General features: G+C 40.8%; 19 protein-coding genes. 11 read left to right on the forward strand and 8 right to left on the reverse strand.

The annotated features are described in order from the left end of the window. Positions 1-141: 141 nt before the first annotated feature. The 7 genes from WAZ74_RS12650 (at position 142) to WAZ74_RS12680 (ending at position 10,865) form a co-directional block, all read left to right on the forward strand. Positions 142-1,563: an SLC13 family permease gene (locus WAZ74_RS12650; RefSeq protein ID WP_422308658.1), complete on the forward strand. Its 1,422-nt coding sequence runs from the start codon at positions 142-144 to the stop codon at positions 1,561-1,563. Positions 1,564-1,789: 226 nt separating this feature from the next. Next, positions 1,790-2,812 (forward strand): alpha/beta fold hydrolase, encoded by a 1,023-nt coding sequence (locus WAZ74_RS12655; RefSeq protein ID WP_422308659.1) that lies wholly within the window; start codon positions 1,790-1,792, stop codon positions 2,810-2,812. A gap of 100 nt (positions 2,813-2,912) precedes the next feature. Next, positions 2,913-3,701: a metallophosphoesterase family protein gene (locus tag WAZ74_RS12660; RefSeq protein WP_422308660.1), complete on the forward strand. Its 789-nt coding sequence runs from the start codon at positions 2,913-2,915 to the stop codon at positions 3,699-3,701. Positions 3,702-3,794: 93 nt separating this feature from the next. Beyond that, on the forward strand, positions 3,795-4,391 hold the full coding sequence (locus WAZ74_RS12665; RefSeq protein ID WP_422308661.1) for a DUF1543 domain-containing protein: 597 nt from the start codon (positions 3,795-3,797) through the stop codon (positions 4,389-4,391). A gap of 207 nt (positions 4,392-4,598) precedes the next feature. Beyond that, positions 4,599-8,909: an ATP-dependent RNA helicase HrpA gene (gene hrpA, locus WAZ74_RS12670; RefSeq protein WP_422308662.1), complete on the forward strand. Its 4,311-nt coding sequence runs from the start codon at positions 4,599-4,601 to the stop codon at positions 8,907-8,909. A 146-nt stretch (positions 8,910-9,055) separates the two neighbouring features. Continuing rightward, positions 9,056-10,267: a CynX/NimT family MFS transporter gene (locus WAZ74_RS12675; RefSeq protein WP_422308663.1), complete on the forward strand. Its 1,212-nt coding sequence runs from the start codon at positions 9,056-9,058 to the stop codon at positions 10,265-10,267. Between the two features lie 109 nt (positions 10,268-10,376). Continuing rightward, the gene (locus WAZ74_RS12680; protein ID WP_422308664.1) at positions 10,377-10,865 is read left to right on the forward strand and encodes a GlcG/HbpS family heme-binding protein; all 489 of its coding nucleotides are present in this window, start codon (positions 10,377-10,379) and stop codon (positions 10,863-10,865) included. Positions 10,866-11,112: 247 nt separating this feature from the next. Here WAZ74_RS12680 and WAZ74_RS12685 read toward each other — a convergent pair whose 3' ends face one another. Continuing rightward, the gene (locus WAZ74_RS12685) at positions 11,113-12,525 is read right to left on the reverse strand and encodes an aspartate ammonia-lyase (RefSeq protein WP_422308665.1); all 1,413 of its coding nucleotides are present in this window, start codon (positions 12,523-12,525) and stop codon (positions 11,113-11,115) included. A gap of 527 nt (positions 12,526-13,052) precedes the next feature. Then, positions 13,053-13,388 (reverse strand): hypothetical protein, encoded by a 336-nt coding sequence (locus tag WAZ74_RS12690; protein WP_422308666.1) that lies wholly within the window; start codon positions 13,386-13,388, stop codon positions 13,053-13,055. Positions 13,389-13,682: 294 nt separating this feature from the next. On the opposite strand from WAZ74_RS12690, the gene WAZ74_RS12695 reads away from it, so the two are divergent. Then, positions 13,683-14,285, forward strand: coding sequence for a class I SAM-dependent methyltransferase (locus WAZ74_RS12695; RefSeq protein ID WP_422308667.1), 603 nt, complete (start codon positions 13,683-13,685; stop codon positions 14,283-14,285). A gap of 8 nt (positions 14,286-14,293) precedes the next feature. On the opposite strand, the gene WAZ74_RS12700 is transcribed toward WAZ74_RS12695, so the two are convergent. Both WAZ74_RS12700 and WAZ74_RS12705 read right to left on the reverse strand, forming a co-directional pair. Continuing rightward, positions 14,294-14,686 (reverse strand): hypothetical protein, encoded by a 393-nt coding sequence (locus WAZ74_RS12700; RefSeq protein WP_422308668.1) that lies wholly within the window; start codon positions 14,684-14,686, stop codon positions 14,294-14,296. Between the two features lie 98 nt (positions 14,687-14,784). Beyond that, positions 14,785-15,639 (reverse strand): AraC family transcriptional regulator N-terminal domain-containing protein, encoded by an 855-nt coding sequence (locus WAZ74_RS12705; protein ID WP_422308669.1) that lies wholly within the window; start codon positions 15,637-15,639, stop codon positions 14,785-14,787. A gap of 181 nt (positions 15,640-15,820) precedes the next feature. Here WAZ74_RS12705 and WAZ74_RS12710 point away from each other — a divergent pair, with 181 nt between their 5' ends. Both WAZ74_RS12710 and WAZ74_RS12715 read left to right on the forward strand, forming a co-directional pair. After that, the gene (locus tag WAZ74_RS12710) at positions 15,821-16,234 is read left to right on the forward strand and encodes an organic hydroperoxide resistance protein (protein WP_422308670.1); all 414 of its coding nucleotides are present in this window, start codon (positions 15,821-15,823) and stop codon (positions 16,232-16,234) included. A 122-nt stretch (positions 16,235-16,356) separates the two neighbouring features. Beyond that, positions 16,357-17,505, forward strand: a complete 1,149-nt coding sequence (locus WAZ74_RS12715) for a catalase family protein (RefSeq protein ID WP_422308699.1) — start codon at positions 16,357-16,359, stop codon at positions 17,503-17,505. 368 nt (positions 17,506-17,873) lie between these two features. Here the strand turns inward: WAZ74_RS12715 and WAZ74_RS12720 are convergent, their stop codons facing one another. Continuing rightward, positions 17,874-18,800: a DMT family transporter gene (locus WAZ74_RS12720; RefSeq protein WP_422308671.1), complete on the reverse strand. Its 927-nt coding sequence runs from the start codon at positions 18,798-18,800 to the stop codon at positions 17,874-17,876. A gap of 158 nt (positions 18,801-18,958) precedes the next feature. Here WAZ74_RS12720 and WAZ74_RS12725 point away from each other — a divergent pair, with 158 nt between their 5' ends. After that, a complete protein-coding gene (locus WAZ74_RS12725) occupies positions 18,959-19,642 on the forward strand; it encodes a DUF421 domain-containing protein (protein WP_422308672.1) in 684 nt (227 codons plus the stop codon). A 136-nt stretch (positions 19,643-19,778) separates the two neighbouring features. Here the strand turns inward: WAZ74_RS12725 and WAZ74_RS12730 are convergent, their stop codons facing one another. The 3 genes from WAZ74_RS12730 to pnuC all read right to left on the reverse strand — a co-directional run bounded on the left by WAZ74_RS12730 (position 19,779) and on the right by pnuC (position 21,726). Further along, entirely contained in the window at positions 19,779-20,303 is a 525-nt protein-coding gene (locus tag WAZ74_RS12730; RefSeq protein WP_422308673.1) for a TIGR00645 family protein, read from the reverse strand. Positions 20,304-20,426: 123 nt separating this feature from the next. After that, positions 20,427-21,026, reverse strand: coding sequence for an AAA family ATPase (locus WAZ74_RS12735; protein WP_422308674.1), 600 nt, complete (start codon positions 21,024-21,026; stop codon positions 20,427-20,429). After that, positions 20,977-21,726, reverse strand: coding sequence for a nicotinamide riboside transporter PnuC (gene pnuC / locus WAZ74_RS12740; RefSeq protein WP_422308675.1), 750 nt, complete (start codon positions 21,724-21,726; stop codon positions 20,977-20,979). Before pnuC ends, WAZ74_RS12735 begins: the two co-directional genes overlap by 50 nt. Positions 21,727-21,972: the final 246 nt, after the last annotated feature.

Here is a 21,972-nt window from a genome sequence, read left to right on the forward strand (position 1 = left end):
GATAATATTTTGGTGGATAGTATTTCTGCTATGATGGCGGCGTATTTTTTAGGGTTGGAGATAAAGTAGGCGCTAACCGCTAAAATACGTCTTTATATTTATAATTTTTAACACCGTCTTTTGGCACAATAAGGATATTATATGTCAGAGAAAAAACTAGACAGCCATCTACCTGATGATGGCAATGAATACTTATTTACTGATACCTTTCCAAAGGGTACCGGCAAAGGATTGATAGTTGTCGCTATTGCAGCGGTTATTAGTCTGCTTATCTATAATGTATTGCCATACGATATTAGTGCCAATAAAGGCCTCGCCGTGTTGTTCTTTATCGGCGTATTATGGCTGACGGAAGCGGTGCATGTGACCATTACAGCCATATTGGTCGTTGTCATAGGCGCGCTGATTGGTTTACCAGACTTCGATGCTGCCATCGGCTTACAAAGCTTTGCCAACCCAATTATTTATTTGTTCTTTGGTGGTTTTGCATTAGCGGCAGCGTTGCATGTGCAGCAATTAGATAGAAAGATTGCGCTCAAAATTCTGTCTATGTCAGGCGGCAATCTTAGAAACGCGGTGTTCTTAATATTTGGGGTCACTGCATTTTTATCGATGTGGATATCGAACACAGCGACGGCAGCGATGATGCTGCCATTGGCGCTTGGTATTTTAACGCAGGTTGATCGTGAAAAAGACCGTGGCACTTTTGTGTTTGTGCTATTAGGTATTGCTTATTCTGCCAGCCTTGGTGGTTTGGGTACGATTGTTGGTTCGCCGCCCAATGCGATTGCCGCCAAAGCGCTTGACATTGCTTTTGTCGATTGGATGAAGTTTGGTATTCCAATGATGTTAGTGCTGTTGCCATTATTGCTTGGTGCGATGTATTTATTCCTTAAACCTAACTTGAATCGTCAAGTAACACTCAACGAAGACGCGCCTATTGAATGGAATAAGCCACGTGTGCTAACGATTATCGTCTTTATCGTCACCGCATTGAGCTGGATACTCTCAAAACAAATTGGTGCAGCACTGAATGTCGATGATATTGATTCTATTGTCGCGTTGTTAGCGGCATCAGCAGTGGTTAGCTTAGGATTGGTGTCATGGAAGCAAGTGTCTGACAATACTGACTGGGGCGTACTCATGCTGTTCGGTGGTGGTATTGCGCTATCAACGGTTTTAAAAGTCTCAGGAGCCTCTTTAGTTCTTGGTCAGACGGTTGCTAATGGACTATCAGCTGCACCGCTTATCGTAGTGGTAATTGCAGTCTCGGCATTTATTATCTTCTTAACGGAGTTTGCCTCTAATACCGCTTCTGCCGCCTTGTTAGTACCTGTCTTTGCTGCTATTGCTGAGCAAATGGGTCTACCACCTGCAGTATTAGTCATGATTATCGGTATCGGTGCGTCTTGTGCCTTTATGCTACCGGTTGCTACTCCGCCAAACGCTATCGTCTTTGGTACCGGTCTCATTAAGCAGACAGAGATGATACGTGTTGGTGTCATCCTTAATATCATTGCTACGTTCGTAGTGGGTTTATGGGCGTATTTTTTCTTACTGTAAAATGACCAAAATATTAATGGTAATAGGCGTATTGCCATTGTTTATATAAAGAACCGATATCGAGCTATAGCTGGATATCGGTTTTTTTATATAGGTGTACTTATTTTGTACTTGTGAGTTAATAACAGATTAAAGTGATGCTTTTTTTTGCTGCTACTATGGACACGCTATCACTGATATTTAGCTATAAGAAATAACCACATATAATTAAATGGATTTAATGAAAATGATGTCACGTTTAGTCAAAATCACTCTCTATGTTTTTATCATTATCCTTACCATACTAGCTGCTGTATTGGTTTTTTATTGGGCACCTGATCGTAGTGTTGCCGAGCTTAAGCAATGGCAATTGCCTAATAGCGAGTTTATCGATATTCAAGGTATGCAGGCTCATGTAGTGCAATCAGATAAGTGTGATGTTTATCGTAGCAGAGCGTCAATCGATCAGGCGGTTATTGCTGGTGAATCGCTACCCGAAGCTATCGTTTTATTACATGGAACGTCTGCAAGCTTGCATACGTGGCAGGGGTGGACCAAAGAGCTAAGTAGTGAGTATTGTGTGGTCAGTATGGATTTACCGGGTTTTGGTTTGACTGGCCCTTATACAGATGAGACTACAAAATATACTAGCGCTAATTACGCTAAATTCGTCGCTCAGGTGCTCGAACGCTTGAATCTAAAGCAAGCGCCTCAACTGACACTAGCAGGTAACTCTTTAGGGGGCAAAATCGCGTGGCGTACCGCAGCTTTGTATCCTGAATATGTCAAAAATCTCATACTGATAGATTCGGTCGGCTATCCAGCTACGCCAAAAAATGTACCTCTTGGCTTTAAGCTTGCAAAATACTCTGCGTTAACGCCTATTTTAAGCCATGTATTGCCCCGAGATGTGGTTAAAAAGAGCGTTTTGAGTGTTTATGCTGATGATAGCAAGGTCAATGATGCTCTGATCGATCGCTATTATGACTTGACACTGCGTCAAGGTAACCGTAAAGCCTTAAATCGTCGTTTACAAGAAACGGATAGCTCGGATAATCAAGAAGATATTAAACGTTTAACTGTGCCCACCTTAATCTTGTGGGGCGCGCAAGATGATCTCATACCAGTCGAAAACGCCGCGCTCTTTCATAGAGATATTGCCAATAGTCAGCTGAAGATATTCGATAATTTAGGACACGTGCCACATGAAGAAGATCCCATTGCGACAGTCGCTGTAGTCAAACAGTTCTTAGCGGGAGACCCAGTATAAGTAATCCCTAATAAGCCTGCTATGGTGGATCTTATGAACGCCAGTGGGTTTGGTTTGTTTCTTTTAACTTTTAGATTTAATTAAAAAGACTCTCTGCTATATGACTAATTTGACGACTAGACCCGCAATCACCATCGCTGCCATATCAGATATTCATAGCAATGTGTTTGCGCTTGACGCTGTGCTTGCAGATATTAAGCGTCGTAACGTTGATCAAATCGTTAATCTTGGTGATATTTTATACGGCCCAATCGCACCTAAAGCTACTTATGGGCTGTTGATGGCAAATCAAGATAATATTATGACGATTTGCGGCAATCAGGATCGGCAAATTTATGCTGCTACGGCAGCTGATATTGCTATTAATCCAACACTGGCCTTTATCTTAGATGACTTACCAATAATCGCTATCGAGTGGATGCGCTCGCTACCTTTTGATTATTATTTAAGCGCAGAGGTCTACTTGTGCCATGGCTCGCCAACTGATGACATGATGTACCTGTTAGAAGATGTGAGTAGCGGTCTGCCTAACTTACGTAGTGACGCAGATATTCTGGCACTGCTTAATGGTATTGACAGTGCTGTCATCGTATGTGGTCACACCCATATTCCTCGTACAGTAAGGCTATCAACCGAGCAAGTCATCATCAATACGGGTAGCGTTGGTTATCCCGCCTATGAAGATGATTTGCCTAAAGCTCATAAAATGCAGACTTATTCTCCTCATGCCAGTTACGCTCTTATTACCTGTGTTGAGACTAAACAAGGTAAGCGCTGGCACACTCAACATATTAAAGTGCCCTACGATCATGAGGCTGCCGCCAAGCTTGCCTTAATCAATGATCGTGAAGATTGGGCGTTTGCATTAAGAACAGGGCGGGTTTTATGAGTATAAAGATAGACAAAGATTTTTTAGAGTAAGCTGATAAAACTGACTAAAATAAATATTAACTGTATATATATCTAAGAAGGAGCGTGTCAGATGCCAACCCTATATATGATTCAATTAGGCGGTCGTCCCAAAGGTCGTTTGATTGAGCAACATGATATTTTTTTTGGCGTGGCCAAGCAGGTGAGCGAGCTGATAGACGATATTAATATTCACTGGCCTGAAGTCAAAAATAAGTGGCATATTGATTCGTACCGAGCGATTACTAAGGTTGATGGCTATACGATTAAATTGGTTGAATCGAGCAACCAAGTAGAGAATAATCGTGCCTTAAAGCTATTTTTTATCAATTTAGGCGGCTATCAGCAGGGCAGCTTTGAGGAGTTTCATTATAAGCTACTTATCGTTGCTGCCAATCAAGCGGAGGCGATTAAACAGGCAAAGCAGAGCGAATTTTATAAGCAGTTTACTTTTAATGATAAAGCGTCACCTTTTAATGCCGCCTCGCATATTGACGATAAGTTTGAGGTAGAGTTAGATGACATATACAGTGTGAATGACCTTATCTCAAATGTTGAGATTATCATCGAACCTATTGTAAGAGCGCTCGATGACAGTCTAAATGTCGTAGAAGATAAAGAGTATGTAGGTTATTTGAGTATTAAAAATCTTAAGAAATTAGCACTGTAATCATATTAATGGTCGCTTATGTATGTGTGATTTTTCATCTATAAGGTTTAATCACTTTACAGATTTGAAAATTTTATGATGGCTTTATTAATCTAAGACTGTCTATCAACAGCAATGCAAGTCTAAACCATACACGAGCAACTTGAATCACAGTCCAATTATCCCCATAATCTAACCACTTCCAAATAATAAATAGCCTAAGTAAATATGCCTGATACTCCAAAAAATAATCAAGAAAATAGTCAAAATGCAAAAGCTGAAAGTCTAAACACTAAGGCAAACGATAAGCCGCAAGAAAATACAGACGCTCAAAACGCTGTTTCTGTTGCTAATTTACCGGTGCTTGCAAAAGATGAGTATTATCTAAGCCGCCTTGAGCGTGAGCTGGCACGTGCATCATTATCTAAAAAACCGACATCTAAAAAGCCTGCTGCTCATAAAAATCCTAATGCAGATGCCAAACATGACGCTAAAAACGATACTAAAAATAGCGATGATTTGGATAAAAAACGTGCGCAATTTGAAAAGTTAAAAATCCGCTCACAACAAGCGGTACAAGCACGTATGGACAGTATTCCAAATGACTTGCCAGCAAAGTTAAACCTTGATTTGCCGGTTAGTCAACGTGCAGATGATTTGATACAGGCTATCATCGACAACCAAGTGATTATCGTTGCTGGTGAGACGGGCTCAGGTAAGACCACTCAGCTGCCAAAGCTTGCCATGCTGGCAGGTCGAGGAATACGGGGGCAGATAGGGCATACACAGCCGCGACGGCTTGCAGCACGCAGCGTGGCAAACCGGATTGCGGAAGAATTGGGTGAGCAGTTAGGTAATACCGTTAGTTTTAAAATTCGCTTCAACGAGCAAGGCACCGCGCAATCAGTCGTTAAGCTGATGACTGATGGTATTTTATTGGCTGAATTAGGTCATGATCGATTTCTAAGTAAATACGACACCATTATTATTGATGAGGCACATGAGCGTAGCTTAAATATTGACTTTATCATGGGCTATCTTAAAAAGCTTTTGCCTAAACGCCCGGATTTAAAAGTTATTATTACCTCGGCGACCCTGGATACTAAACGTTTTAGCGAATACTTCAGTCATTACGATGCTAAGCTGAAACGTAAAGTACCAGCGCCTATCTTTAATGTAGAAGGACGCAGCTTCCCAGTTGAAGTGCGTTATCGTCCGCTGACCGATGAGCCGGTGACCAGCTCAGATGACGATAGCTATGATGACTTTGAAGAGAATTTACCGCGTGCCGTAGTTGCCGCCGTAGAAGAATGCTTTAGTGATGCGCAAAGTAAGGGTCATCCCGATCAAGCTGATATCTTAATATTTGCCGCTACCGAAGCTGAGATACGTGAGCTCCAAGAAGTGCTTGAGCGGCATGGACCAAAGCATACCGAAGTGCTGCCGTTATTTGCAAGGCAGACGTATGAAGAACAGCAACGCATCTTCCAGCCGTCCGGTCGTGGTCGCCGTATCGTCATTGCGACTAACGTTGCTGAAACCGCATTGACTGTACCCGGTATTCGCTACGTCATTGATCTAGGGTTTGCGCGGATTTCACGTTATTCCTATCGCTCACGTGTGCAGCGTTTACCGATTGAAGCCATTGCTCAAGCTGCTGCCAATCAGCGTAAAGGTCGCTGTGGTCGTGTCGCACCGGGCGTTTGTATTCGTCTGTATAGCGAGGAGGACTTTAGTGGTCGTCCTGAGTTTACGGAGCCGGAGATTCTACGCACTAACTTGGCATCAGTCATTTTACAGATGGCAAACCTGCGTTTAGGCAGTGTCGATGACTTTGAATTTATCGAGCCACCTGATAGTCGTCTCGTTACCGATGGACATAAGCTGTTAAATGAGCTCGGTGCGATTACCGAAAAGGATGAGCAAGCAGCTAGCTATTCTAATACTACAGCAAGTAATAAGCCAAAACGTCAAGGTTTAGATCATTTGAAGTTGACGCGTATCGGGCAACAGATGGCGCGTATGCCAATTGATCCAAGGCTGGCGCGTATGTTAGTTGCCGGTAGTGACTTTGACTGTATCCGTGAAATGCTAATTGTAGTCGCAGCGCTTGCCGTGCAAGACCCACGTGAACGTCCAGCGAATAAACGCACGCAAGCGGATCAAAAGCATGCCGAATTCCGCCAAGATGATTCAGACTTCTTGTTTTATTTGAGCCTATGGAAGGCGTTGTTTGAAAAAGATGAAGACGGCAATAAGCTGTCGGGTAATCAGCGCAAGCAGTTTACGAAGAAAAACTATCTTAGCTTTCCGCGGGTACGTGAATGGCATCAAACCCATAAGCAGCTGGTGCAAATGGTCACCGAGCTTAAGCTGACTGATAATGCTGCCGACTCAAAATTGAATACTAAAAATGGTGAATTAGCCAATAGTGACCCAACCGGCGTCGATGATGAGGAACTTAAAGCGGTTAAATATGCGAATTTGCATCGCGCATTGTTGACCGGATTGTTATCTATCATTGCCCATAAAACCGAAAGCCGTGGTGAATATTTGGCAGCTCGCCAGCAAAAGACGAAGATATTCCCAGCCAGTACGGTATTTAAACAGATACCACCGTGGGTAATGGCATTTGAGATGGTAGAGACATCACAAGTCTTTATGCGCACCGTTGCCAAGATTGAGCCAGAATGGATTATCTCAGCGGCTGGCAACTTATTAAAATATCACTACTTTGAGCCGCATTGGTCGAAAAAGACGGGGCGAGTAAAAGCTTACGCACAGATTAGTTTATTTGGTCTTATTATCATTGGCAAGCAGCTAACCAATTATGAACAAGTCAATTTAATCGAAGCACGGGAGATATTTATCCGTGATGGCTTAGTGACAGGTAACTTTGGTCGGCAAGCGCCATTTTTACAGCATAATATGGATAAAATTGCCGACATTGAACGTATTGAGGATAAGTTACGTCGCCGTGATTTATTGGTCGATGAAGAGACGTTATATCAGTTTTATGATAAAAAAATCCCGGAGCATATTGCCAGTCGTAAAGCTTTTGAAGATTGGCGTGCGGAAGTCGAAAAAACCGATAGCAAATATCTATTCTTTACTGATGATGACGTACTCAATAGCCAAGCACCGACCACAGGCGACTTCCCAGAAGTTTGGAAGTTAGGTGATTTGAAGCTACCGCTACGTTATATCTTTGATCCGTCAAGTGATGATGATGGAGTAACCATTCGTGTACCACTTGCTGCACTACCACAGCTTGACGCTATTGAGCTATTATGGGGCGTACCCGGTTGGCGTTTTGAGTTGGTATTGCAATTACTTAAGTCGTTGCCTAAAGAGACTCGTCGTCAGATAGTACCGATTCCAGATACGGCCGATAGCTTGTTTGATGAGTTACAGCCTGCAGGTGGTCAAGGACTACTTAAACAGCTTTGCCAGGCGTTAAATCGTCGCGGCATTATGTCGGTGACACCCGATAACTTTAATCCGTCTACCATTGATCGCTATCTACAACCGCAAATCTGTGTGGTCGATGATAAGAACCGCATTATCGAAAAGGGTCGCGATTTACAAACGCTACAGATTCGTCATGCAAGTGAGACCAGTCAAGCGGTCACTGAACAGCAAGGCGCACATACGAGCTTCCCTGAGCACTTTAAATTTAGTAAAAACCATCATAGCGCTGGCGTAGTGATGAAGCAGTTTGCCGCCTTGGTGTCTGATGAGGCAGGTGCGGCGGTGTCGATTCATCAGTATACTGATGTGAATGCTGCATTGCAGGCGCACCGTATGGGTGTATTAACGCTCATGAAAGGGCAGCTTGGGGCGAAAAAGAAACAGTTGACCAGCCAAATTGATAGCATATTCAAATTGGCTTTTGCCCCACTTGGCGATATGGATAAGTTAAAAACCATCGTTATTGATGCGGCGTTAGATGCTGCTCTTGAAGAGCATTACATACTCTTTGATCATAGTGTAGACTTACCTGAAAGTGCCGATAGTATCGCGACCAATCTGGCGGAGGAGCTACCATTCACCCTTGAGGAATATACTCAAACGGCAGAAGCAGTAATCAGTAACTTCTTATTGACTGGTCAAGCAGTGATTAAAACCCTTAAAAATGTCTATACCCGTTGGCAGCGTATTCGCCAAAGTTTGCTGATGCTTGATCGTGAAATATTTGGTGAGTCTATTGATGACATCGAAGATCAGTTGGAAGATTTGCATTTAGCGAAGTTTGTTTATCGAATGGATTATAGTCATTGGCAGCAGTATCCGCGTTATTTAGAAGCGTTAGAGATTCGCCTTGAGCGCCTTGAGCATAATCTTGAAGCCGATCTTGACGGTGTCTATGCGCTTGATTTACATATGGAACGCTTGTCAGGGCGTGCTGATAGCGAATCTATCAGTGAATATCGCTGGTTGGTTGAAGAATATCGCATCCAATTATTTGCTCAACCAATGAAAACTCGTATGGCTGTATCGCCTAAGCGTCTCAGTAAAATGTGGGATAAGGTCAGTTAGTTTGTTGGTGTTACTAAATTTTTATCTGTAGCCTGTGTATGCCCTCCTAAAATATCACTTTTTAGATCTTTCTTAAAACGATAAAGCACCAAAGAAGTCGGCACTCCATGCCGGCTTCTTTGGTTATAAAGGATAATTTTTTATAAATGAGTATTGATAATGCTTCCTGTGATACACGCCAATCAGTACTGACACTATATTGGCCAATGTTAGTGATTGCTGTCTTGGCAATGACGCTACGTCCAACCATAACCGCTACCGGTCCGCTGTTAGCTGAAATTCGTTTGAGTACTGGTATAGGGCTGCAAGCTGCTTCATTGCTGGTGGTATTACCGATGCTATGCATGGGTATCTTTCCGTTATTATTGCCTTGGCTTGGAAAGTGGCTGAGTGAAAGCGCTTGGATAATAGGCGGGCTATTTGCTATTGCTCTATCAAGTTTATGGCGTTTGTGGCTAAGTACAGGTTCGACATTGATTGCCAGCGCCCTGATAGGAGGTATCGGTATTGCTGTTGTACAGGCGATGGCACCTGGTGTGGTAAAGCGCTGGTATCCACGACGCGTACCGCTTGCTATGGGAGTTTATTCAGCGGCACTGATGACCGGAGGCGGTGTTGCAGCCATACTAAGTCCAGTAGTCGCTCAGCATTATGATAGTTGGCAATCAGGACTGGGTATATGGCTGGTAGTGCCGGTCATTGCATTATTGCTATGGTGGTTTAGACCTAGCGAAGTAATGGAAACCAAGCATAGCAGCGTCGCCATTAACTTCTTTACGAATCAACGTGCATGGTTGCTGGCAAGCTATTTCGGACTCGCCAATGCCGGTTACGCTTGTATGATTGCTTGGCTGCCCACTTACGCCCGAGCTTTAGGCTGGAGTGCTCAAGATAGTGGTGAGCTGATTGGTATCATGACTGTTTTTCAGGTGCTCGGTGCACTAGGTATTCCAGCGTTGTCAGGCAATCGTTTAGATAGACGGTCCTGGTTGTTCTTTGCCATAATCATTCAGATAGTTGGTTTTGCAGGATTAGTTCTTATGCCAATGTCTCTGCTTATGCTTTGGGTCGCTATGATTGGTTGCGGACTTGGCGCTTGCTTTTCACTAACGCTGACGGTAGCGCTTGATCATCTGTCAGTGCCCAAACTGGCTGGCGCACTGACCGCATTTGTGCAAGGTATTGGTTTTATTATTACAGCGATTGCGCCTTACATAGCGGGGATTTTGCGTGAGTGGACGGGCAGTTTTCAAATAGTTTGGCTAATGCTTATTGTGACTCTTGTCGGTATGTTACTTGTCACTACCAAGTTTGCCCCTACAGGTTATGCTAAAGCAATAAACTTACCTAATACTTAAATTTTACTTAACACTTAAAGTACCCTGCAAGCTTAAATACATAAATTGTTACTTCTTATTTCAGCGCCATAATGTTTTAATAGGTATCAAAGAAAATTTAGGACTTAATATGGAAAGGATATCCAATCTTGAAGTGCTCGTGGCCTCTAAAGTGCACACGGCACATTCGGAACGTGAAGACAAAGTCTCGTTATTAACGGGCGAGATGGCACAAAAGATAGTAAATGCTGCTTTTTTAGCTGCACAAAAAGATAAGCTGATGGTATCGATTACGATCGTTGATCGTTCAGGACAGGTACTTGCCCTTTTGAGGGATCATCGAGCAGGCGTACATACTATTCGTTCTAGTTATAAAAAAGCTTATACTGCCAATTCGCAGAAGAGAGAGACCGCTGTTATTGCTAAAGGAATCAAAGACGGAACGATTCCTGAAGATATCAGATACTTAGATGAAAACTTTCTCATGATGCCTGGTGGTATGCCTATTTTTATCGATGGTATTGTGGTTGGTGGTATTGGTGTAGGCGGCGCCCACGGTAGTGAAGATGTTCAGATTGCAAAGTCAGGCTTAAAAGCTTTAGGTTTACATAAATTATAAAAGCTGTTGCCTATGATTGCAGTCAATCTTGGTATTGGCTTGTATCTGACTTACCAATGAAGTGTGTTCTTTTAAGTTAATGTTGTTCCCGCTGAGCGAGACCATAACTCATTTATATCAGTAGCCACAATTTATTGCCAAAAATTAGAAAAAAAGGCTGGATTAGTAATCACTAATCCAGCCTTTTTATTGAAACTCATTTATCGAAGCTCATTTATCAAAACTAATTTATCGAAGCCAATGCAAACTAAGGCGTTAGTTTAACCTTCGGATATACCATATTGGCAGGAGATAAAAGATTATCTAAGGTCTCTTTATCCATAAGTTTTTCTTCTAAGACGATGTCATAAACACTGCCACCAGTTTCTTGCGCTTTTCTAGCGACATAAGAAGAGGAGTCATAACCCAGATGTGGATTAAGCGCAGTGACAAGACCGATATTATTAAACACTTCGATATTGCAAGCCTCGTTATTCATGATAAGACCATCGATACAGCGGGTGGCAAACATCTCACAAATATTGGCAAGCATGCTCATACCCGTAAATAAATTAAAGGCAATAACCGGCTCAAAGACGTTGAGTTGTAGCTGACCATTTTCAGAAGCCATAGCGATGGTACTGTCGATACCCATCACCTGAAAACATGCTTGGTTTACCACTTCTGGGATAACTGGATTCACTTTACCAGGCATAATTGAGCTACCAGGCTGCATTTCAGGTAGGCGGTATTGCGCCAGACCAGCGCGAGGACCAGATGATTGCAAGCGTAAATCATGTGCGATTTTAGATAAGCGCACGGCGAGTAGACGTAAATTACCAGATAAAGCGACATAAGCACTGGTATCTTGCGTAGCTTCAATCAAATCTTCAGCGATATAGTAAGGTCTGCCAGTTAGCTCTTGTAAGGTCTCTGCACAAAGCTCTGAATAACCAGCTGGGGCATTCAAACCCGTGCCAATCGCTGTACCACCCATATTAATTTCATGAAATAGCGCACGAGTAGACTCAATACGTGCCATCTCTTTTTTTATCATCGTTGCAAAAGCATTAAATTCTTGACCAGCTGTCATAGGTACCGCGTCTTGCAAATGAGTGCGACCCATTTTTAGTTTATCAGCAAGCTCAACACTTTTATTTTTAAAGCTATTATACAAAATATCCATTTTAGATAATAGGCGAACGCAATAATCGTCTAAGGCCACATTTAGCGCCGTAGGATAGGCATCGTTGGTCGACTGTGAAAGATTGACATCATTATTTGGATGCACATGTTGATATTCGCCTTTCTTATAGCCTAAAATCTCTAGCGCTCGGTTGGCAATCACTTCGTTGGCATTCATATTGGTTGAAGTGCCAGCACCGCCTTGGAACATATCGACAATAAACTGATCATGATATTTATTAGCGATTAAATCATCGCACGCCGCTACAATGGCATTTTTAGTTATTTCATTTAACACGCCTACTTTATTATTGGCAATAGCAGCGGTTTTTTTGACGGTCGCAAAAGCACGAATGAAAGTAGAAAACTGATGCAAGCGTACACCACTGACAGTGAAGTTTTCAAAAGCGCGTAAGGTTTGAATACCATAGTAAGCATCAGCAGGGACATCACGATAGCCGAGCAGATCATGTTCTTGGCGAGTAGCAGTAGTCATTCAATAAAATTCCTTTAATAAAAAGCCCTGATTAAAATGTGTATCGACCCTTGTTTTTATCAAAACAAGGGTCGTGCTATCACATAAGTTGATCAATTGGTTTACAACCTTGTAGGATAAGCTTTTTACACGGCAATTAATAATGAATATTTATTGCATGATGCATGATAAAACAAAATTTTTTATATATAGTGGATTTACTTTTAAAAGAATACAGTGCTACTGGTATCAATTTTTCTTGCTTGCTGTTCCTATGCAGACAGAGGCTACGAATAATTAATCCCAGTAGTACGTTATAATATTTGTATTTGTTTTATTTAGGACTGACTATATTAAATTTTTATAGCAGCAGAACGTTACCATTCCTGTATTTTTTTTACTTTAACCTGATGATAAGAGTATTTATATTCATAAGATTAAAAAAGCAAAGACAATAATCTTTTGTCTTTGCTTTAATAGTGAGTATTAAGACTCGGTTTTAGAGTCAACGCTGCTAATCTCAGAGATTATAACCCTGGCTTTATGATTTATAGTTTTGCTCGAATATTTTCTGTCATTACACCTATCGAATAAAAGAATAGGGCAATCAGTGTCAATGCTACGATAAAAGGTGTAAAAATCCAAATAACCATATTGATTAGTAATGAAGATAATAATCCATTAAATATGGTGGTATGGGGTGCGATAAAATCAGTGATGACATCGACTGCACGCTTAGCAATCGGAAAGAGTAGTGTGCTGACCCCCAGAATATAGATGTATTTGGCAAAGTCAGGATTGCTCGTTAGGACAATAGTATAAAATCCTAAGTAAAAGGCAACACCTAATGCCCAACATTTGAGAGTGTAGCTTAAACGAATCATATTCCATCCTCCCGAAGCCCGTTGCTGTTTTACTAAGTATTAAAAATTGACTGAGAATTTAAAGTGGTCAATTAAGTGCAAAATATTGAATATACATTATATGTTATATTATGAATATATAGATCAAGTCAATTATTTTCTTTGATAGTATGAAAATCTTTACTTTGTAAGCACCAAGTATTGTATGGTTTTTATAAAAATGCTATGCAAATTACCTATAAATAGCCTAAGTAAATAAATGTTTTAAAACGATATATATCTCAAAAAATGTAATGTACTAAAAAGGAAGTCAGTATGTGGAACGAACGTTATAACGAAGCAGAGTATGTCTTTGGCACAGAACCTAATGATTTTTTAAGGCAAGTCTTTGAAAACATACCGGCAGGTGGCAAGGTGTTATGTTTAGCAGAAGGTGAGGGTAGAAACGCGGTGTTTTTAGCTGAGCAGGGTTATAAAGTTACCGCCATGGATTTATCTGAAGTTGGTCTAAACAAAGCGTTGAAGCTAGCATCTGATAAAGGGGTGGATATTAAGATTGAAGTTGCAGATTTGGCTGACTATCAGTTTGGCGAGGCACAGTGGGATGGCATTGTCTCAATTTGGGCGCATTTACCTGAATCCGTCCGTCAATACGTTCACGCACAGATTACACCGGCGTTAAAGCCAGCTGGCGTCTTTATTTTAGAAGCTTACACTGAGCAGCAGCTAACCATGGAGGCAGTCGGTGGTCCACCTGCTACGCAAAAAGAGCGCTTTGAGTCATTGGCTATCTTACGCACAGAGCTTGCAGACTTAGAAGAAGTAATTGGTACTGAAAAGCTTCGTATGATTTCAGAAGGCAAGCGCCATCAAGGTCTGAGTGCAGTGGTGCAGTATTTAGGTCAGAAAAAACACTAATAATGCAATTAGCTAACGATCTTTGGTGGTAAGTAGATGGTGAATGTATTTAAAGGTTCGATAAGCACACTGTAAGGGTTGCTCTGTTCTGACGCAGTGACAATACCTAGCTTTGATAAGAGCGTGAAGTTTGCAGCGATTAGAGAGGCGGGTTTGACTTCAAGTCTCTTATGCCAGACGCGATACGTGCCAAGCTTGCCATCACGGCGATGATAAAATCCTGCTAGCGGATGGGTTAAGTAGATAAGTGCTGATTCGGTATCAGGAAATATACCGACAAATCTTTCTGCTGGCACGGCATAAGTAATGATAGAAAAATGTTTTAAACCGCAGACAACGTCAATTCCTGTTGGTTTGGGTCTCTCGTATAAATAATCCTCAAAGCGTCGCAAATCTTGCACGATATGTCCTCATAAAATCATAATTTTATTTAATATTGATATAATTAGATTATATTCATTATAGATCATACTAATTGTAGATTAAAGTCGAGTAGATGCTAATTTAAATCACTGCTCGGACTGATTCCAAACAAGCGCTTATACTCTCGGCTAAATTGGCTGGGACTTTCATATCCTACTTGCATAGCAATCTGAGATATTTGTGTTTCGTTCATCTTGATAAGTCGCCGTGCTTCCATCAAACGCAGGCTTTTTTGATACTGAAGTGGGCTTAGCTGAGTAATTTCTTTGAAGTGTTGATGGAAGCTCGAAACACTCATACCGCACCTACTAGCCAAACCCTCTATGATTACTGGCTCACTCAAATGTGCTTTTAGCCAATCAGTGGCTTGAGCGATACGATGGGTGTGACTGGCATTAATCACCAGTTGCCGCAATTTATGACCTTGTTGTGCTGAGAGCAAACGATAGTAAATTTCTTGCTGTATTAAAGAAGATAAAAATTTAGTATCATTTGGATAATTGAGCAAGCTTATCAATCGCTCAAAAGCGCCCAATATAATGTCATCTAATGGCCATTTTATTCCCAAATGACCATCGCCTGTATGTTGATTAGGCGGTATTTTGGCTAGGACTTCTCTAATCATCGCAAGATTTAATTTCATTGATAAGACGATCACAGGGTTTTCTATCGAGGCATGTTTGATATGCATGCTTAAAGGGATATTGACTGGACAAAACATCAGGTTGCTATTGTCAAATTTTTGGCAATCCGTACCTAAGTAAATCTCGCGCTCGCCTTGAAGCACAATACAGATACTGGGTTCTTGAATGTAGCTGACCGTTTTTCTTGGTCTATCGGCACAATAAAAGAACAAGCCTGGAATAGCAGATTCGATGGTTTGGTTTTTGGGTAATATTCTAAGCAATTGCTCAATGATTTTTGTTTTCATCGTATTTTATTGGTTTTTGAGTTTGCTTGATAATATAAATATTTATAGGATTAGGCAAGAACTTTAGAGGACTGTTCTAACGGATTGTGAGCCACTCTTCTATAATAATCCTATCACGACACATCAAGTCTGATTTAAATAATATTGAATAAGTCTCATAAAGCTAAATAAGGAATACATAATGAAAATTTTCTATAAAACTCGCGCTACAGCAACTGGTGGACGTTCTGGACATACTGCACTTGACGATGGTTCATTAGGTTTTGATTTGGTGTCTTTCCAAGAAAAAGACAAAGAAGGCGTCAATCCGGAACAGCTGTTTGCAATGGGTTATGCTGCCTGTTTTGATAATGCATTAAACATGACGGCGCAACAAATGAAACTGCCGGTGACCGCTTCAAAAACTTCTGCACAAGTCGGTATTGGCATGAAAGCTAATGGCAGTTATAACTTAGACATAGATTTATATATTGAAGTGTCTGGCATTGATGAAGTACAAGCGCAGACCCTGATTGAAACAGCTCATCAAGTCTGCCCATATTCTAATGCCACTCGCGGTAATGTTGACGCACGCTTGCATGTGACTGTTGTTTAAGCACTATTAGCCCTTCATAGCTACAAAAAAATATAAAAATAATAAGGTTTTCAGTTGCTTGGGTACGTAGAGTAGTCAAGCAACTTTTTATTAAGTGATTCAATTTTAAAATGAGAAAGATGATGTTAAAAAAATTATTCAAACCTAAATACATTCCTTATGATACTAAATATATTCAGTTGACGACAGAAGATGAGCATCATATTCGCACGATTACTGACGATATTAAAAGCTATATCGCTGGAAGTGATAAAGCTAGTAACGTTGATTACCATACCCGCGATGCTCATGCTAAAGGCTACTGCGCCCTCAAAGCTAAGTTTGAGATTTTAGATAATTTGCCCAAAGAATATGCGCAAGGTCTTTATGCTGATTCTGGCATACATGATGCGGTGATTCGTTTTTCTAACGGCTCCTCACGCGTATACTCTGATCGTAAGCTAGGAATGGCACAGGGTCTTGCGATTAAGGTTTTTGATGTGCCGGGTAAAAAATTAGCGCCTGGCGAGGAAGACAGTACGACGTTTGATTTTAATCTGATTAATCATCCGGTCTTTTTTTGCAATAGAATTGAAGAATATACCTATCTGTCTAAGCTGTTTTTGGCCCTGCCTGAATATACTGAAAAAGGTATAATCGGTAAAGCGCAACTGGCCTTTAACTGGCTAACCAACCACGGTTCAAGATTACCGACTAAAGAATCGCTGAAGACTTTTAAAGCCGTGAGTGGATTTGCGACGATTGAGCCAAAAAACACATTGCTTTATGATTTTCACTCGCAAGGTGCGGTGCGTCATGGCGATTATATGGCTAAAATAAGAGTGACGCCGACCGCTGTATCTGCTAAAAAAGTGACTCGTCGTGAGTTAGACCTTGCAGCGAAAGAAGAGGCGATTCGCCCGTTGATTATTGATGAGATAGGCGAGCACGATTATCAGTTTGATATACAGATTCAACTTTGCCGCAACCTTAAAAAGCAGCCAATTGAAGAGCTCACCACTGAATGGAAAGCGTCTGATACGCCCTTTGTTACAGTAGCAACGCTAACGATTCCTTGCCAAGATGTACCTGATGACGGTAACTTTGAAATAATGGAAAATTTATCGTTTACGCCATTCCGTTGCTTAGAAGAAAATCGTCCTATTGGCAATTTACAACAGTCACGTTTAAAAGCTTATCAAATAGCGTCGGAGACTCGCCATGAACTTAATAACATTAAACGCCACGAGCCCAAAAATATAAAAGAAACCTTTGCTAAGTCGTTCTTTTAAATAATTTTTTCGATTCTTGTATTGCCTGTTATCCATTCATATAAAAAGAGCCTTTCGTCAAACTACAGGCTTTTTTTATATGAATGGATTTTAGTAAAAGGTATTGATTTTATTAGGGCGTGTTGGACGTTCAATTAGTGGCACTGAACAAGACTGTTTTTTAGGTTAGATAAACAAACAACTTGGCTTAAATTATAAAGCTATCTATAGTCAGTTCAGTTTAAAAGCGATATAAGTGCTGCTGGAATGGATTTTTTGTAGCCTCTGTCTGCATAGGCACAGCAAGCAAGAAAAATTTATACCAGTAGCACGTCATTATAAATGTATCTCTTTTATTATAGAGTGGCTATACGATAGACAACCTTATTTTACATTGATGTTTTTGGCGTTTCTTTATTCAAAACAAACACCAGTACTGCACCCAAAATAACCGCACTTGCCACAACGAATGCTATGGTCAATTGCTCAGATAAAAATACCACGCCCAGTATCGCAGCAAGTACAGGCACGCAAAGTTGTACAATGGCTGCTTGCGTAGTCTTTAATAAAGGCATTGCCATATACCAAATACTGTATCCTATGCCAGATGCGACTGCTCCTGACGCGCACGCCAGCCATATTCCTTCGATAGTTATACTATCTATATCGATGTTTGCCAAACCTATATTATCCAGATAAATAAAATCTATTAATAATAGTATCGGAATGACCGCAAGACTTCTGATAAAGTTAAAACCTGTGGCTTGTAGTGGGGATGCGCATGATTTGCCGCGTATGCTATAGATACCCCAAGCTGCACCACTTATCGCCATTAGCGTTGCAGCTAGTAATGAAGGCATAGCTGCTGACGGTAGCATCAAATAAATAAATCCTGCTACTGCGATGATAAATGCAATCCATTGCAAAGTAGTTAAGGTTTCTTTTTTATAAATACCCCAACCAATCATAGTGAGCTGAACCGCTGAAAATAAAATCAGCGCACCAGTGCTAGTCTCTAGCTCTACATAAGCAATCGAAAAACACAGTGCATAAATGACTAAGCTTGCGCTACTTAACCAACTGCCTTTATCGTTTAAAAGCGCATCCTTAGAGGTATTGCCGAGCTTTAGCGCTTGGTGTCGTAAGCGATAGGACTGATACGCCATGATGATACTCAAACAGACAGCAGCACTCAGCAGGCGAATGATGGTAAAGCTCCAAGCATCTATGTAACCCTGCGCTAACGCCATCCTACAAAATAGAGAATTTGCCGCAAACGCAATTAACGCAATCATGGTATAAAGCGTGACTTTCAAAAATAATTCCTACAATCATTAATATGGTTTTTGAATAAAATAGAGGCAGCGTCAATGCCATATGCTGATAGTTAGTATAGAGCGATGTTCAAACATCTTATCTACAAGTTGTAGCTTAAATGCTCGTTGTAATAAAAATAATAAAAAGGAAAAAATACGTGGATTTAGCAAGTATCTTTATTTATGACACAACATGGGCATTTGCCGCTGAAATATTAATACGCGTCATTGTAATGTTCGCTCTTATTATTTTGTTTTTACGCTTCACCGGCAAGCGTGGCGTTCGGCAGTTATCTATTTTTGAGCTGACGATTATTTTATCTTTAGGGTCTATTGCAGGTGACCCAATGTTTACCGAGGATTTACCCATTATTCAAGCGGTACTCATTATGAGTACCGTAATCTTGCTTTATCGGCTGTGTACTTGGGCTATGATGAAGTATCAGCCTTTTGAAGATCTTTTGGAAGGCAGGGCGCGTTATATCGTTGAAGATGGTTTGCTCGTACTCGATAAAATTAAACAGGGAGAAATGTCACATGATGAGTTTTTTGCAGAAATGCGCCAGCAAGGGGTTGAACATTTAGGTCAAGTGCGTACGGGCTTACTAGAGACGGATGGCGAATTTAGTCTATTATTATATTCACCCGATAAAACAGGCTATGGCTTACCACTTTTCCCCAAACAGTATCAAGCAGTCGAACAAATAGAGCCTGGGATTTATTATGCTTGTATGTATTGTGGTTATGTCTGCTATCTCTCAAATCCTAATAAAGTATGCCAGCGTTGTGAGAACGACGGTAAAAAATGGGCAAAGGCATTGAATAGCGAGATTGTTAGATGATAACGAATTAGGTAATAGCTATATTGAATTATCTATGACAATGGTGAGCTGTCTTATATTGATGGGTTGAGTCATCCTTAATGATGCCAACGTAAGACAGCCTAAAATTGAAGTTTTTTAATATGTTCTATATACGCTAGTGTTTTTTGGTGTCACCAACGACTTTATCCATAATAGCAAACAGTAAGCCAGACACCACAAAAGTCATATGAATAATGACTTTCCACATCAGTTTATCCGCTTCGGCATCGCTCAGTTCGCTGGGGATATCCATAAATGACTTTAAAAGGTCGATAGCAGAAATAGCGACGATAGCACCGATGACTTTTAATTTAAGCCCTGAAAAGTCAACTTTTCCCATCCAACTGGGGCGGTCAACATGCTCGCCTGTGTCGATCTTTGAAACAAATATCTCGTAGCCACTAAAGATGATAATTAATAATAAACTGGCGACCAACGAGATGTCGACCAATACCAATATATTGACGATGACATCCGATACAGAGGCGCTGAATACAGTGTCGAACATCAGCAATAGTTTCTGGATAAATTTTACAAATAGTAAAATGATACCAAAAACCAACCCTAAGTAAAAAGGCGCTAATATCCAGCGACTATTAAAGATAACTTTTTCTAACCAATATTCAATATTTCTTAACATCAATGTCTCTTATGGTGTTGAGCTGAAAACGAGGCTTAGGATAACGTAATTTTATTATAATGTGCCAAATTTCAATAGTGTAAACAGTATCGTTAAAAAGAGTTATCTCATGCTGTTTTTTGTTTAATAGTTATCCAACTTTTCAACAATCTCCCTGACTTGTTGAACCCGCTGTTCTCTATCGCCACTCACACGAAAAAACGGCTTTTGGTAAAGGTTTAGCTGGTTTTCAAAATAAGCGCTTATCTCATCACGCTGATGTGGGCTGTCACGTAAATCATCAGCGACCCAAGGCGTATCGATGTCGGTCAGTAATATCAAATCATAATGATGCGCCAAAGCGGCTTGGGTGAGCGCATCAGGACAATCGTCATAATACCAATTGGAGTAGACCATTAGCTCAAATAAACTGGTATCACAAAACAAATAATGGCTATTATCTTGCGTTTGAGTGGCTTGCTTAGCCAGTTTATTTTCTAACTCAATTTGACCTTGCGCAATCGGCAGTAAATCATCCCAGGTACAAGTCAGCTGCTCGTCATCCCATTTCGCCTGTAGATAAGTACGCATATATTCTGGCACCCAAGGGCAGCCAAAGTGCGTGGCTAAGTCACGGCATAGAGTGGTCTTACCCGTGCTTTCTGCCCCTAAAACAGCGACCTTGATGACAGATTTAGGCGTATGCTGCGTGAGATTGAACGCGGTAGCGTCGTTGCCATTCATAATAAGCCCAAATTGCAATAAGAGTGAAGACTACGTATTGTAGTGACGTAAAGGTGAGACCTTTATAAAAATAGAGCGGTACTGAGATGGCATCAGCGACAATCCATAACAGCCAATGCTCAATCTTGCGCCGTGCCATCAGCCACATCGCCATCAAAAACAGCGCAGTGGTCAGCATGTCGGTATAGTCAACCCAGGTAAATAAATGCACACCAAGCTCAGCGCCATCGAAACTAAATTGATTGTTAATGACTGGTCTAAAGTAATAAACCAAAGCAACAAAGGCAATGGTAGCAGCGGCTAGTAATGCCAATATGGGTATGTCTTTCTTGTTTAAATGTTCCACTTGAATAGTATTTTGGGTATTTGTAGCTTGTAGATGTTTGTCTTGCTGATGATCAGTTGGATTTATAGGGTCTTGATGCTTTATATTCTTTTTATTTTTTGACCAATTGATCCAGCCATAGATACTCATAACGCTATAATAAGCATTGATAAACATATCGCCGAATAACTGCCATTTCCAAAGCAGATAGACAAATATAGCGGTGCTCACCAAGCCGATAGGGAATACCAAAATATTGGTTTTGCTGGCGAGCAAGACGCTGGACACCCCAAAGATAACTGCAATTAATTCTAAGGCGATAAATAAGGTTGGATAATCAGCGTACTGACCGAATAACCCATTTAAAAGTTCCATCATTGATATTCCAAAATAGACAAGTAGTAGTATTGATAATTATTATTTAATAAAGTCTCAAAAGACCAGCTGTCAAATAAACTGCCCTGATTATAGCGCAGCTGTCATAAAATGAAGCCAATCTTTACGCATTCCTGATAAGAAGCTGATTATTTGTAACAAAGTATTAGAAAAATAATAATATTCAGGCATAATAAAGGCACTTATTTAAGTTTACAGTCATTCACCGAAAATTAGACGACTGTT

It is taken from the genome of Psychrobacter sp., assembly GCF_049295055.1.
GTDB lineage: Bacteria > Pseudomonadota > Gammaproteobacteria > Pseudomonadales > Moraxellaceae > Psychrobacter.

Excerpts from the sequence above, each read along its gene's own strand:
- WAZ74_RS12650 (WP_422308658.1), top strand. The coding sequence starts at position 142 with ATGTCAGAGAAAAAACTAGACAGCCATCTACCTGATGATGGCAATGAA.
- WAZ74_RS12655 (WP_422308659.1), top strand. The coding sequence starts at position 1,790 with ATGATGTCACGTTTAGTCAAAATCACTCTCTATGTTTTTATCATTATC.
- WAZ74_RS12660 (WP_422308660.1), top strand. The coding sequence starts at position 2,913 with ATGACTAATTTGACGACTAGACCCGCAATCACCATCGCTGCCATATCA.
- WAZ74_RS12665 (WP_422308661.1), top strand. The coding sequence starts at position 3,795 with ATGCCAACCCTATATATGATTCAATTAGGCGGTCGTCCCAAAGGTCGT.
- hrpA (WP_422308662.1), top strand. The coding sequence starts at position 4,599 with ATGCCTGATACTCCAAAAAATAATCAAGAAAATAGTCAAAATGCAAAA.
- WAZ74_RS12675 (WP_422308663.1), top strand. The coding sequence starts at position 9,056 with ATGAGTATTGATAATGCTTCCTGTGATACACGCCAATCAGTACTGACA.
- WAZ74_RS12680 (WP_422308664.1), top strand. The coding sequence starts at position 10,377 with ATGGAAAGGATATCCAATCTTGAAGTGCTCGTGGCCTCTAAAGTGCAC.
- WAZ74_RS12685 (WP_422308665.1), bottom strand. The coding sequence starts at position 12,525 with ATGACTACTGCTACTCGCCAAGAACATGATCTGCTCGGCTATCGTGAT.
- WAZ74_RS12690 (WP_422308666.1), bottom strand. The coding sequence starts at position 13,388 with ATGATTCGTTTAAGCTACACTCTCAAATGTTGGGCATTAGGTGTTGCC.
- WAZ74_RS12695 (WP_422308667.1), top strand. The coding sequence starts at position 13,683 with ATGTGGAACGAACGTTATAACGAAGCAGAGTATGTCTTTGGCACAGAA.
- WAZ74_RS12705 (WP_422308669.1), bottom strand. The coding sequence starts at position 15,639 with ATGAAAACAAAAATCATTGAGCAATTGCTTAGAATATTACCCAAAAAC.
- WAZ74_RS12710 (WP_422308670.1), top strand. The coding sequence starts at position 15,821 with ATGAAAATTTTCTATAAAACTCGCGCTACAGCAACTGGTGGACGTTCT.
- WAZ74_RS12715 (WP_422308699.1), top strand. The coding sequence starts at position 16,357 with ATGTTAAAAAAATTATTCAAACCTAAATACATTCCTTATGATACTAAA.
- WAZ74_RS12730 (WP_422308673.1), bottom strand. The coding sequence starts at position 20,303 with ATGTTAAGAAATATTGAATATTGGTTAGAAAAAGTTATCTTTAATAGT.
- WAZ74_RS12735 (WP_422308674.1), bottom strand. The coding sequence starts at position 21,026 with ATGAATGGCAACGACGCTACCGCGTTCAATCTCACGCAGCATACGCCT.
- pnuC (WP_422308675.1), bottom strand. The coding sequence starts at position 21,726 with ATGGAACTTTTAAATGGGTTATTCGGTCAGTACGCTGATTATCCAACC.